This is a genomic window from Streptomyces swartbergensis (assembly GCF_002148965.1).
In the GTDB taxonomy this organism is placed as follows: Bacteria; Actinomycetota; Actinomycetes; order Streptomycetales; family Streptomycetaceae; genus Streptomyces; species Streptomyces swartbergensis.
This window is the reverse complement of record NZ_NGFN01000257.1, coordinates 1-12,732: the sequence shown is the minus strand read 5'-3', so window position 1 is coordinate 12,732 and position 12,732 is coordinate 1. Positions and strand designations below refer to the sequence as shown.

Genomic DNA, 12,732 nt, shown 5'->3' with positions numbered 1-12,732 from the left:
GCCCCGACCCGCTGGGGGCTGGCGTTCACCGCGCCGGACGGGCAGGGCGTGCGGTGGGAGGTCGTCGCGGAGTTCACGTGGGGGCTGCTGCAGCGGGTGGCCGTCACCGGCCGTCAGGACTGAGGGGCTCCGACCCGGTCCAGGGCGCTGAGGAACTGGTCGTAGAAAGCGGTCTTGAGGTGCAGGACCCGCTCCTCGGTCTCCCGGAAGGGACGACATCGCCCTTCGGGCGGCAGTCGCGAAGGATCTTCCAGCACAGTCACCGGGCGACGAACAGCAGCACCACTCCCACGACGAACATCACCAGACCGCCGCCGCCCATCACCTGCACCAGGCGCCGCTCGGCGCGGAAGTTGATCTCCTGCCGGGTTCCGATCTTCGCCCGGCTCGGCTTCCTTCTGTCGTACACGACAGGCATGACCGTGCCGTCCGGCCCCGGCGAGGTCAGAAACAGCTCGTAGAACTCGGACCTCGGCTCACCTTCCGGCAGCCGGACCTCGAAGTAGACCCGCGCCTGCCCGGCCATGACGTCGCGGCGTATGGCTATCGCTTCGCCCTCGACCCCGTGCCGCTCCAGACTCGACAGGTGGCGGTGGGTCAGAAAGCTCTGCAGCTGCATGAGCAGACTGATGGTGGCCAGGAACACGAGGACGAAGCCCAGGGCAAGGAGTACGGCGGTTGAGGTTTCCACACCAGGAAATTAGCAGTCGCCGCCTGTTTCAATCGTTCTCACCACGGACGGCTGTCCTCGGCACGCACCACCACGCGAGGGCCGCCGCGCCCAGGCAGGCGAGCGCGCCGATGCCCATGCTGGTCCGGATCCCGGTGCCGTAGTTCGCGGCCGAGGCGAGCAGGCTGCCGCCGAGGGCGACGCCGGTGGCGCTGCCGATCTGGCGGGTGGTGTTGAACAGGGCGGAGGCGGCCCCCGAGTACGCCTCGGGGACGGCGCCCATCACGGTGGCGGTCGAGCCGGTGAGGGCGAAGGACGTACCGAATCCCGCGGCCATCATCGGGACCACCAGCAGCGCGTAGGCGGGGTCGGCGCCGGCCGCGGCCCAGCCGGCCAGCCCCAGGGCGGCCAGCAGCATCCCGGAGACCACCAGCGGACGGTCGCCGGTGCGGCGGGTGAGCCGCCCGGACAGGACGGAGGCGAACGTGGTCATCGCCACCGCCGGGAACAGCGCGAGACCGGTGCCGAGGGCGCTGTAGCCGCGCTGGTGCTGGAACTCCAGGCTGGCGGTGAACACCATGCCGTAGAAGCCGAAGTTGAACAGCAGGCCGATGCCGGCTCCGCCGCTCAGGGCAGGGGAACGCAGCAGGCCGAGCGGGAGGACCGGGGACCGGGCGAGCCGCTCACGCACCACGAACGCCACGGCGGCCAGGACGGCCAGGCCCGCGCCGGCGAGCACGGCCGGATCGGTCCAGCCCCGCCGCCCGGCCTCGTTGAGCGCCGCGGTGAGCAGCGCCACCGCCGCCACGACCGCGCACTGCGCCGGCCAGTCCAGGGCCCGGCCGGCGCGCCGGGGCGAGCGGGCCACGTGCCGCAGCGTCAGCACCAGGCAGGCCACGCCGACGGGCAGGTTGATGAGGAACACCCAGCGCCAGCCCACCGTGGAGACGAGCAGCCCGCCCAGCAGCGGCCCGGCGGAGGCCGCGATGCCCGCCATGGAACCCCACAGCCCGAAGGCCCGGGAGCGTGCGGCCCGCTCGGGATAGGCCTGCTGGAGCAGGGCCAGGGAACCGGGCACGATCAGCGCCGCGCCGAGCCCCTCCACCAGCCGGGCCGCCACCAGGAAGGGCGCGGTGGGCGCGAGCGCGGACGCGGCGGAGGACACGGTGAACACCACCACGCCCGAGCAGAACACCCGGCGGTTGCCCAGCCGGTCCCCGAGCGCACCGCCGGTCAGCAGGAACCCGGCGAGGACCAGGGTGTACCCGTCGGTGATCCACTGGATGCCGGTGAGCGAGGCCGACAGCTCCCGTCCGATCACCGGCACGGCGACGTTGATGACCGTCACGTCGAGGATCACCATGAAGTACCCGGCGCACACCGCGAGCAGCGGTGCCCAGGACCGTCGCGGGGAGGGCATGGCCCTACCCCTACACCAAAAGCCTCACCGAGGGACGTATGTCCGCGGGCGATCAGCCGGCGGCGGCCAGGACCGCCTCGACCACCCGCGGCACGGACTCCGGGTGCAGCCACAGGAACAGGTTCGGCTCGATCAGCTCCAGTTCCATCACGCACGGCTGCCCGTCCGGCCCGGTGACGAGGTCCACGCGCGCGTACAGCAGCTCCGGCTGCCCGGGTACGGCGGCCAGTGCCCGCTCGGCCACGTCGAGTTCGGCGGCGGTCGGCTCCCAGGTTTCGAGGTCGGGGTGGGCGACCTTGTCGGCGTCGTACGGTGTGCCCGGCGCGAGGACCGCGCCCTTGCGGCTGGCGTGCAGCAGGCGTCCGCCGAAGAACTGCAGGGCCCGCTCGCCGGCGGAGTCGATGCTGCGCATGTACGGCTGCACCATCGCCGTGAAGCCCTCGGCGTGCATCCGCTTCAGCTGTCGTACGGCCGTTTCGTGCTCGTCGTGGGTGTAGCGGGCGGCGAAACGGGCGCCGGCGCCGGAGGTGGGCTTGACGACGTACTCGTGGTGGGCGGGGAGGTCAGCGGGCTCGCCGGGCGCTATGTACCGGGTGGGGACGACCGGCACGCCGGCAGCCGCCAGATCCCCGAGGTACCGCTTGTCCGTGTTCCACCGCACGACCGCGGGCGGGTTGGCGAGCCGCGTCAGCGTTCCGCACCGTTCCACCCACGCCGCGAACTCCCCCGCCCGCCAGCTGTAGTCCCAGGTCGACCGGATCACGGCGAGGTCGAAGCCGCCCCAGTCGGCCCCGGGGGCGTCCCAGGGCACGGCGACGGCCTCGGCACCGGCGTCCCGCAGCGCCCGTACCAGCAGCGGAAGGTCCTGGTCCTTGCCGGGCTCAGGGCCGGAGTCGTAGGTGACGAGTGCGATACGGGGCACAGAGGGCTCCCTCTTCGTGTGATCGGGTGATCGACCGGCAGGCTAACAACCGCTGCCGGAACCAGAACAGCCCGCTTGACCTTCACCTTCGGTGAAGCCCCAGCATCGGTGGCGGAACCGGAGGGAGGTGGCGAGGTGCACCGGGACATGCTGACGATCGGCGCCTTCGCGAAGGCGTGCCGGCTCTCGCCGAAGGCACTGCGCCTCTACGACGAGCTGGACCTGCTGCGGCCCGCCCGGGTGGATCCGGACACCGGATACCGGTACTACGCGGTCGGGCAGTTGGAGCAGGCCCGGCTGGTGGCGTGGCTGCGGCGGCTGGGCATGCCGCTGGCCGAGATCCGCGATGTGTGCCGGCTCTACGACCGCGACTCCTCGGCCGCCGCCCGCGAGATCCGCGCCTACTGGGCACGTGTCGAGGCGGAGACGGCGGTACAGCGGGACCTCGCCGCGTTCCTGCTCGATCACCTGACAGCGGACTCACCGGAGTCCCGAAAGGACACCGCCATGCTGGAACTGCGTTACTCAGCCCACTCGGACACCGGTCGCGTCCGCCCCGCCAACCAGGACACGGCGTACGCGGGCACCCGGCTGCTGGCCGTCGCCGACGGCTTCGGACCGGCGGGCGCACCCGCGAGCAGCGCCGCCGTGGAGGCACTGCGCTTCCTGGACACCGACGAGGTCCCGGCCGGCGGGGTCCTCAACCTCCTGGAGGACGCCGTGCGGGGCGCGGCCCAGGCCGTCCGGGACGTGGCCGACGGCGCCGACGACATCGGCACGACCCTGACCGCGTTGCTGTGGACCGGCTCGCGGCTGGCCCTGGTGCACATCGGCGACTCCCGCGCCTACCTGCTGCGCAACGGCGAACTGTTCCTCATCACCCACGACCACACGGTCGTCCAGTCGATGATCGACGAGGGGCGTCTGACGCCCGAGGAGGCCGTCTCCCACCCCCAGCGAGCCTTCCTCCTCAAGGCTCTGACGGGCGACGGCACGCCCACGATCCCGGACCTCCGCCTGCACGACGCCCACCCGGGCGACCGCTACCTGCTGTGCTCCGACGGCCTGTCCGGTGTGGTCCCCGAGGAGCGGATCCGGGAACTCCTCGCCCCGCCCGCCGCCCCCGACGAGTCGGTTCAGGCCCTGGTCGGCGCGGCGAACGAGGCCGGCGGGCCGGACAACGTCAGCTGTGTGGTGGCGGACGTGGTACGGAGGGGAGAGCGCGCGGACGACAAGGGTTAGAACTCCTCCTAGGACTCCTCCGGCTCCCAGTCGAGCAACCGCACCTTCGCCACCGTGCGGACGTGGCGTCGCATGGCCGTGGCCGCCTGGCGGGGCTGCTGTGCGGCGATCGCGTCGAGGATGGCCTGGTGCTGGGAGAGGGAGCGGGACGGGCGGCCTGGCTGGCGGAGGGACTCGGTGCGGCTCTCGGCGATCTGTTCGGTGATGGAGCGCATGAACTCCGCGAGCAGACCGCTGTGGGCCGCCGCCGTCACGGCCGCGTGGAACAGCCGGTCGCCCTCGACGCCGTGACCGCCCGCCTCGATCTCCTCCGCCATGTGCGCGAGCGCCGAGCGCATCGCGTCCAGGTCCTCCTCCGAGCGCCGCTCCGCGGCCAGTTCGGCGAGCTTCGTCTCCAGCGCCTCCCTGGCCTCCAGTACGTCGGGCAGGCGCCGGCGGCGTTCCACCATCCGCTCCACCGGCTCGGTGTCCAGGCTGTCCCGCACGAGGTAGGTGCCACCCCCGTGCCGGGCCTCCACCAGGCCCTGGACCTCCAGCACCACGATCGCCTGCTTCACCGAGGCGCGGCTTACCCCGAGGCGCTGGGCCAGATCCCGCTCGGGCGGCAGCCGGTCGCCGGCGCGCAGGCCGCCCTCGGCGACGTATTGACGCAGCCGCTCCAGCACCTGTTCGTAGAGGCGCTGTTTCGTCATGGGGCGCAGGGCGTCGGTCACGGGGTCCCCCTCTCGCCGGGAGCGTAACACCGGCACCTCTCGGTGGCCGAGTGGCTGAACCAATTCTCGCGCGACCCCTTGACGGGCACCCGGACCGGACCCACGCTGTTCAGCCAACGCACCTCAAGTGGTTCAGCCACTCGACCACTCTCCTGGGTGCTCCCAACCTCTCCGGGGCCCAAAGACGGGAGCCCGTATGTCCCCCGAACTCATCTCGATCCTCGTCCTCGTCGTGGTGTTCGTCATCGCCACCACCCGTTCCGTCAACATGGGCGCGCTCGCCTTCGCCGCCGCCTTCGGGGTCGGCGGGCTCGTCGCCGATCTCGACGCGGACGGCATCTTCGCCGGCTTCCCGGGCGACCTGTTCGTCGTCCTGGTCGGCGTCACGTACCTCTTCGCCATCGCCCGCGCCAACGGCACCACCGACTGGCTGGTGCACGCCGCCGTCCGGCTCGTGCGGGGCCGGGTGGCGCTCATCCCCTGGGTGATGTTCGCGCTGACCGGCGCCCTCACGGCCATCGGCGCGGTCAGCCCGGCCGCGGTGGCGATCGTCGCGCCGATCGCGCTGAGTTTCGCCGCCCGGTACGGGATCAGCCCGCTGCTGATGGGCGCGATGGTGGTCCATGGCGCCCAGGCCGGCGGCTTCTCCCCGATCAGCATCTACGGCTCGATCGTCAACGGCATCGTCGAACGCGAGAACCTCCCCGGCAACGAGGTGGTCCTGTTCCTGTCGTCCCTCGCGGCGAACCTGGTGATCGCGGGGGTGGTGTTCCTGGTCTGCGGGGGCTTGAAACTGCGGGGGGACATGGCTGCGGGCATTCGTGCCGCTGGGGCGGCGCCCGTCCCACAGAGAGCGGCACCCCGCGACGCCGGGCTGCGGACCGACCCGACCCCAGCACCCACGCCGAGCACGGAAACAACGAACCTCACCCCCTCCCGCATAGCCACCCTCACCTCCCTCCTCTCCCTGGTGGTCGCCGTCCTCGTCTTCGACCTGGACGCCGGCCTCACCGCCATCACCCTCGCCGTCATCCTCAGCACGCTGTGGCCGGAAGACAGCCGCAAGGCGACAGGCCAGATCGCCTGGCCGACCGTCCTCCTCATCTGCGGCGTCCTCACCTACATCGGCGTCCTCGACGAGATGGGCACCATCACCTGGGCCGGCGAGGGCGTAGGAAACATCGGCGTCCCCCTGCTGGCAGCCGTCCTGCTCTGCTACATCGGCGCACTCGTCTCCGCGTTCGCCTCCTCCGTGGGAATCATGGGCGCCCTGATCCCCCTGGCCGTGCCGTTCCTGGAACGCGGCGAGATCGGCGCGATCGGCATGGTCGCCGCGCTCGCCGTGTCGGCGACGGTCGTGGACGTGAGCCCGTTCTCCACGAACGGCGCACTGGTCCTGGCCGCCGCCCCGGACGTCGACCGCGAGCGTTTCTTCCGGCAGCTGATGGTGTACGGAGGCATCGTGGTGGCGGTCGTACCGGCGGCGGCGTGGCTCGTGATGGTCGTGCCCGGCTGGGGCTAGACAGCCCCGGCCACCTACGGACAACCGCAGGCAACAGCTAAGGAGATGTGTCGCGTGACCCCCCTCTTCCCGGCCCTGACCGAAGCCCCGGCCGACCGCCCCGCCCTCCGGTTCGGCGAGCGCTCCCTGACCTACGCGCAGCTCGCCGCCGCGGCCGGAGCACTCACAGGCCGCATCGGCGAGGCCACGCGGGTCGCCGTCTGGGCGACGCCCACCATGGAGACCGCCGTCGCCGTGGTCGCCGCGCTGCTGGCCGGCGTGCCCGCCGTGCCGCTCAACCCGAAGTCGGGCGAGAAGGAGCTCGGGCACATCCTGTCCGACAGCGCGCCCGACCTGGTGCTCACAGCCCCGGACGACCAACTCCCCGCCCCCGTACGGAGCCTGCCCCGCCTCGACATCGACGTGCACGGCACCGGCCCGGTCCCCGAGGACCACGCGGACGACGAGGACCCGGCCCTGATCGTCTACACCTCCGGCACCACCGGCCCGCCCAAGGGTGCCGTCATCCCGCGCCGGGCGATCGCCTCGACCCTGGACGCGCTGGCCGACGCGTGGCAGTGGACCGGCGAGGACGTACTCGTCCACGGGCTGCCGCTGTTCCATGTGCACGGCCTGGTCCTGGGCACCCTCGGCCCGCTGCGGCGCGGCGGCTCGGTGCGGCACCTGGGCCGTTTCAGCACGCAGGGCGTCGCCCGGGAGCTGAACGCCGGGGCGACCATGCTGTTCGGCGTGCCGACGATGTACCACCGCATCGCGGAGGCGGTGACCAGTGACCCGGAGCTGGTGAAGGCACTGACCGGCGCGCGGCTGCTGGTGTCGGGTTCCGCCGCGCTGCCCGTGCACGACCACGGGCGGATCGCGACGGCGACCGGGCGGCGGGTGATCGAGCGGTACGGCATGACGGAGACGCTGATGAACACCAGCGTCCGTGCCGACGGCGAGGCCCGCCCGGGCACGGTCGGCGTGCCGCTGCCGGGCGTGGAGCTGCGGCTGGTCGAGGAGGACGGCTCGGAGGTCACCGCGTCGGACGGTGAGACCGTCGGCGAGATCCAGGTGCGCGGCCCGAACCTGTTCACCGAGTATCTGAACCGGCCCGACGCCACCGCCGCCGCCTTCACCGCCGACGGCTGGTTCCGCACCGGCGACATGGCGGTGCGCGATCCCGACGGCTATGTCCGGATCGTCGGCCGCAAGGCCACCGACCTGATCAAGAGCGGTGGTTACAAGATCGGGGCGGGTGAGATCGAGAACGCGCTCCTGGAACACCCGGGGGTGCGGGAGGCCGCCGTCACCGGGGAGCCGGACGCCGACCTGGGCGAGCGGATCGTGGCGTGGATCGTCCCGGCGGAGCACCTATCCCCGCCGTCGCTCGACGAGTTGGCGGATCACGTGGCCCAGCGTCTCGCGCCGCACAAGCGCCCGCGGGTCGTCCACCACCTCGACGCCCTGCCCCGCAACGACATGGGGAAGATCATGAAGCGGGCGCTGCCCCATGACTGAGCGCCGCCCAAAGAATGAGCGCCTCCCCACGACTGAGCGCCTCTCCGCCCGCGCGGTCGTCGACGCCCTCACCGACGACGCCACCTTCACCGAACTGCCCGGCACCATAAGGGAGTCCAGGCCCGACGGCCCGCTCACCTGGCCCGGCTACGACGCCTCCCGCGCCCGTGCCGCCGAACGCACCGGCGAGCAGGAGTCCGTGGTCTGCGGCACCGCCCGCGTCGGCGGCACCCGGGCAGTGCTGATCGCGTTCGAGTTCGGCTTCCTCGGCGGCTCTCTGGGCGAGCGCACCGGCGACCGGCTGGAGGCGGCGTACACCTACGCCCGTGAGCACCGCCTCCCGGTCGTGCCGTTGGTCGCCACCGGCGGCAGCCGAATGCAGGAGGGCATGCTCGCCCTCACCCAACTCCAGAGGGTGGCCCGTCAGTCGGCGCTCACCAGGGAGGCGGGGCTCGCGCAGATCGCCGTGCTGCGCGACCCGACCACGGGGGGCGGCTGGGCCACCCTGGGCGCGGGCGCCGACGTGGTCCTCGCGCTGCCCGGGGCCCAGGTCGGCTTCGCCGGCTCGCGGGTGCGCCCGGCGGACGCGGATCCGGCGGCGTACACGGCCGAGGCGCAGGTCGCGGCGGGGGCGGCGGACGCGGTCGTACGGCCGGAGGAGCTGCGGGAGACGCTGGGCCGGTGGCTGCGGCTGCTGACGTGCCCGTCCACCGCGCCGGCCCCGCCGCCCGAGCCGCTCGGCGACGACGCGGGCCTGCCCGCCACCGGCTGGGACGCCGTCCGGCGCGCCCGCTCGCCCCGGCGCCCGCGCGCCGCCGCCTACTTGGACGCCTACTTCTCCGACCGGGCCGCGATCAGCGGCGACCGCTGCGGCGGCACGGACCCGGACGGCATGCTGTGCGGCTTCGGCACGCGCGAGGGCCGTACGGTCGCGTACGCCGCGCAGACCGGGACCGCGACCCGCCCCGCCGGCTACCGCACCGCCGCCCGCCTCATCCGCCTGGCGGACCGGCTGGGCATCCCGGTGCTGACCCTCGTGGACACCCCCGGCGCCGCCAACGACGCGGAGGCGGAGCGGCAGGGCGTGGGCGCCGCGATCGCGGACCTGTTCGGCGCGGTGGCGGGCGCCCGCACCCCGGTGACGACGCTGGTGATCGGCGAGGGCGGCTCCGGCGGCGCGCTGGCGCTGGCCGCGCCCGGCAACACCTGGGCCACCCCGGACAGTTACTTCTCGGTGATCGCGCCGGAGCTCGCGGCGGCCATCCTCAAGCGGCCGCCGCGCGAGGTGGAGGCGACGGCGGACCAGCTCCGCATCCGGCCGCAGGATCTGGTGGAGCTGGGGGTGATCCGGGGAACCGTCGGACCGTGAGTTCCCGGTGGCCGCCCCTCACATTTCAAGTACCGTCCGTCACAATGGGAATGCCCAACGCAAGGACGACGGGGGTGCCGTGGACGGGTTGGTCGAGTTCAGAACCGGTGACGGTGCGGTGGTCACGGTCGAGGCGGCGGAGGAGCGGTCCGGCTCCCGCCTGGTCTCCAGAGGCGACGGTACGGTCCAGGCGACCCGCACGTTCGAGGGCGCCCTGGACGGGGTCCGGGCCGCCGCCGAATCCGCGCTGCGGGTGTTCCGCGACGGGTCCCTGAAGCCGGACGGCGTGGAGATCGAGTTCGGGGTCAAACTGTCCGCCGAGACGGGCGCGTTCATCGCCAAGGGCACCGCCGAGGGCCACCTGGTGGTCAGACTGACCTGGTCTCCGGCCGGCCCGGAGGCAAGCCCCGTCTCATGAACAGCGCCGAGTGGCACGCCCGGATCGAGTTACGGGGCCGGGTGGCCGGAGCGGGCTTCCTGGTCGCGCCCGGCACGGTGCTGACGTGCGCCCATGTCCTCGGGGACGGCGAAGGCCTGACCGTGACCTTCACCGAGCGGCCCGGCTCCCCGCCCGTGCCCGCCCGGGTGGTCGCCCACGGCGGCTGGACCGGCTCCCACACCGACCTCGGCGACCTCGCCGTGCTGGAACTCGACCGGGAGATGCCCATCGCCCCGGCCGCGCTGGCCCCGGTCGACGCCGCGCACGGTCCGGCACCGCGCAAGCTGGTCGTCTACGACTTCCCGGCTGGTTTCCACGAGGGCAACCTCGCCCGTCGAGTTAGCTCGATCGTGTGATGGTCGGCTCGCGAGCTTGCGGCGCACTGGGCCGACCGGGTTAACGTGATCGTGCGATCTGGGACGCCGGGTACGGCGCCAGCGTGCGGGGCCCCCGCTCCACCAGAGGATGGTTTGGGGCCTCCCCGTCGCCTTTGGCCGTATCCACATGGCCAGGTTGCGCAGGGAACTGGCCTCCCGGGATCGGACCACGCACAGGATGCGTGTCGCCGCCCTGGGGTTGAGTACGCCGGGGACCAGTGCGCCCAAGACCGTTCGGGGCGTGCGGCTGATCGGGCTCACTCCGGCTCAGTCTTGAGGAACGGTTCGACTCGCTGTGGTCAGTGGTCAGCGGCCCTGGTCGTCCTGTGCGAACTGGACGGCCCGGGCGCCGCCCGGACGGTGTCCCGGTTCGCCGACCGGCTTCAGGCCCTGCTGCACACCCCGGCCGTGGAGCCGTCGGCGCCCGACTGGTCGCCCATCCTCGTCGAACTCGGGCACAGCGGCGCGGGCGACGGTCTGGTCCGCGTCGAGGTGTCCGCGTACAGCGAGGGACGGCGGCACCCGGTGGACTCCGGCACGGTCGAACAGCACCGGCTGCGCGCGTACGTGCGGGACCGTATCGAGGCGGCCTTCCGGTATCTGACGCCCGGCGCCGACGAGTTGGTCGCGTTCGCGCTGCCCCGGGACTGGCTGGACTGGCCCGTCGACCGCTGGGAGAGCGCCCCCGACGACGCCACCCCGCTCGGCTGCGTCTACCCGCTGGTCGTCACCGACCACGCCCGGCGTAAGGCCAGCACCCGGCATGTCCTGACCCGGGCCTGGAAGCGCCTGGACTCCTTGCCGGGCGCGCGGATGCACCGTGTGGAGTGCGGCGGGCCGGAGGAACCCGGGCGGCTGCGGATGCGGCTGCGACGGCCCGACGCCTGCCTCGCCGGGTTCGGCACCGCCCCGGCCGCCTCCCGCACCCGGCCGCACTTCGACACCTCGCTCACCGCGCCGGCCCCGGTGATCGTGTGGTCGCGCGACGGCTGCGGCTCGGGGCAGGAGGACTGCTCCGGAGCGGACGGCTGCACCGGCAAGGCCTTCCTCGACGCGCTCGACGCCTGCCTCACGGCCGTACCGCCCGCCGAACTGCCCCGGCGGATCCTCGCCCTGCGCGAGGAGGCCGACGCCGAGGAGGAGCACTGGGCCCACGGCATCCAGCTCCTGTGGGACGACCCGCGCGTCTTCACCGACCCGCACGCCGTCGCCGCGGCCCACGCCCGGACCCCGGTCGCCTGACCCACCGCGGACCCGGCCCGGCGCCCTTGAGAACCACCAGCTCGAAAACGGAGAGCGGAGACCACCCCCCATGCCGCACTGGTCCGTCTACACCGGCAGGAACGAGCCGCACGACGGCATCGACGACCTCCCCGCCCCGCCGCCCTGGCGTGCCTTCGACGGCGGGCCCGCCCTGCCGCCGTCCGAGGACGGTGACGACGCGACGGCCGTCTCTCCCGACCGTGTGCACCGGGCGAAGTCGTACGTGGCCACCCTGGAGAGCGTCCGGCTCGTCAACGCCGCGCTCTGCCTGCGCCGCCCCCTGCTCGTCACCGGCCCGCCCGGCACCGGCAAGTCCTCGCTCGCGTACGCGGTGGCGCGTGAGCTGCGCCTCGGCCCGGTCCTGCGCTGGAACATCACCAGCCGCAGCGCCCTCGCCGACGGCCTCTACCAGTACGACCCGCTGTCCCGGCTGTACGCGGCCCGGGAGCGGCGGGACGGGCCCGGCCCGGCCGCCGGTGACGTCGAGGACCATCTCCGCCTCGGCCCGCTCGGCACGGCCCTGCTCCCCTACGACCGGCCCCGCGCCCTGCTCGTCGACGAGATCGACAAGAGCGACCTCGACCTGCCGAACGACCTGCCGAACGACCTGCTGAACGTCCTGGAGGAGGGCCAGTACGAGATCCCGGAACTGGTCCGTGCCGCCCGCCACTCCGGCGACGGCACGGCCGAAGTCCTCGCGGACGGCACGGACACCCCGGTCACCGTCCATCGCGGCCGGGTCCGCTGCCGCGCCTTCCCGTTCGTCGTGATGACCAGCAACGGCGAACGCGAGTTCCCGCCCGCCTTCCTGCGCCGCTGCGTCCGGCTGAAGCTGCGCCGCCCCGACCGGGACCAGCTCACCGACATCGTCCGCGCCCACCTCGACACCCCGGACGCTCACGCGGACCGGCTGATCACCCGATTCCTGGAGCGGGCGGGCGGCGGCGAACTCGCCACGGACCAGCTGCTGAACGCCCTCTACCTCACGGGGGTCGCGGGCCTCGACGCCGAGTCCCTGGACGACCTCGCCGAGCAGCTGATGCCGTACCTCAGCGCGACGGCCGACGGCGATGGCTTCTGACCACGGCACCGGGCCGTCCCCGGTCGCCCGGCTGGCCGCGGCCCTGTCCGCGGCCGGTGCGCCGCCGACGCCGCGGGAGCTGGCCGAACTGCTGTGGATGGCCGCCCAGTTGGACCCGGACCGGCAGGAGGAGAAGCCTTCGGGGGAGCCCGGCGACGGCGACACCCCGTCCGCACCCGGGGGAAACACCCCCGCGGAAGCGGAAACCCCAGCC

At 73.1% G+C, this 12,732-nt stretch carries 13 protein-coding genes and 1 pseudogene; 9 read left to right on the top strand and 5 right to left on the bottom strand.

All coding sequences use genetic code 11. The features are described from left to right. Positions 1–113: 113 nt before the first annotated feature. The 4 genes from CA983_RS46365 to CA983_RS31235 are packed head-to-tail and all read right to left on the bottom strand — an operon-like array spanning position 114 to position 3,012. Positions 114–263: a hypothetical protein gene (locus CA983_RS46365; RefSeq protein WP_158101912.1), complete on the bottom strand. Its 150-nt coding sequence runs from the start codon at positions 261–263 to the stop codon at positions 114–116. After that, positions 260–691: a DUF3592 domain-containing protein gene (locus CA983_RS31245; protein ID WP_086604171.1), complete on the bottom strand. Its 432-nt coding sequence runs from the start codon at positions 689–691 to the stop codon at positions 260–262. The genes CA983_RS46365 and CA983_RS31245 overlap by 4 nt, the downstream gene beginning before the upstream one ends. Positions 692–719: 28 nt before the next feature. Continuing rightward, complete coding sequence (locus CA983_RS31240; RefSeq protein WP_086604170.1) at positions 720–2,090, bottom strand: MFS transporter; 1,371 nt, start codon at positions 2,088–2,090, stop codon at positions 720–722. 52 nt (positions 2,091–2,142) lie between these two features. Beyond that, positions 2,143–3,012, bottom strand: coding sequence for an ATP-grasp domain-containing protein (locus CA983_RS31235; protein WP_086604169.1), 870 nt, complete (start codon positions 3,010–3,012; stop codon positions 2,143–2,145). 147 nt (positions 3,013–3,159) lie between these two features. On the opposite strand from CA983_RS31235, the gene CA983_RS31230 reads away from it, so the two are divergent. Next, positions 3,160–4,254 carry a MerR family transcriptional regulator gene (locus tag CA983_RS31230; protein WP_086604173.1) on the top strand — a complete coding sequence of 365 codons (1,095 nt, stop codon included), beginning with the start codon at positions 3,160–3,162 and terminating at the stop codon, positions 4,252–4,254. Between the two features lie 8 nt (positions 4,255–4,262). Here the strand turns inward: CA983_RS31230 and CA983_RS31225 are convergent, their stop codons facing one another. Continuing rightward, on the bottom strand, positions 4,263–4,967 hold the full coding sequence (locus CA983_RS31225; RefSeq protein WP_086604168.1) for a FadR/GntR family transcriptional regulator: 705 nt from the start codon (positions 4,965–4,967) through the stop codon (positions 4,263–4,265). A gap of 196 nt (positions 4,968–5,163) precedes the next feature. On the opposite strand from CA983_RS31225, the gene CA983_RS31220 reads away from it, so the two are divergent. From CA983_RS31220 to CA983_RS45390, 8 genes and pseudogenes are all read left to right on the top strand, one after another. Then, positions 5,164–6,489 carry an SLC13 family permease gene (locus CA983_RS31220; protein ID WP_086604167.1) on the top strand — a complete coding sequence of 442 codons (1,326 nt, stop codon included), beginning with the start codon at positions 5,164–5,166 and terminating at the stop codon, positions 6,487–6,489. Between the two features lie 54 nt (positions 6,490–6,543). Beyond that, entirely contained in the window at positions 6,544–7,989 is a 1,446-nt protein-coding gene (locus CA983_RS31215) for an acyl-CoA synthetase (protein ID WP_086604166.1), read from the top strand. Then, complete coding sequence (locus tag CA983_RS31210; protein WP_086604165.1) at positions 7,982–9,358, top strand: carboxyl transferase domain-containing protein; 1,377 nt, start codon at positions 7,982–7,984, stop codon at positions 9,356–9,358. The genes CA983_RS31215 and CA983_RS31210 overlap by 8 nt, the downstream gene beginning before the upstream one ends. A gap of 79 nt (positions 9,359–9,437) precedes the next feature. After that, the gene (locus CA983_RS31205) at positions 9,438–9,776 is read left to right on the top strand and encodes a CU044_2847 family protein (RefSeq protein ID WP_086846968.1); all 339 of its coding nucleotides are present in this window, start codon (positions 9,438–9,440) and stop codon (positions 9,774–9,776) included. Further along, positions 9,773–10,153, top strand: a complete 381-nt coding sequence (locus CA983_RS48330) for a trypsin-like peptidase domain-containing protein (protein WP_244207178.1) — start codon at positions 9,773–9,775, stop codon at positions 10,151–10,153. The genes CA983_RS31205 and CA983_RS48330 overlap by 4 nt, the downstream gene beginning before the upstream one ends. A gap of 294 nt (positions 10,154–10,447) precedes the next feature. Then, on the top strand, positions 10,448–11,416 hold the full coding sequence (locus CA983_RS48325; RefSeq protein ID WP_244207177.1) for a VMAP-C domain-containing protein: 969 nt from the start codon (positions 10,448–10,450) through the stop codon (positions 11,414–11,416). 70 nt (positions 11,417–11,486) lie between these two features. Next, positions 11,487–12,518, top strand: a complete 1,032-nt coding sequence (locus CA983_RS31195; protein ID WP_086604164.1) for an AAA family ATPase — start codon at positions 11,487–11,489, stop codon at positions 12,516–12,518. Next, a pseudogene (locus CA983_RS45390) lies at positions 12,508–12,732 on the top strand (hypothetical protein); the annotation flags it as partial. The gene CA983_RS31195 and the pseudogene CA983_RS45390, both read left to right, overlap by 11 nt.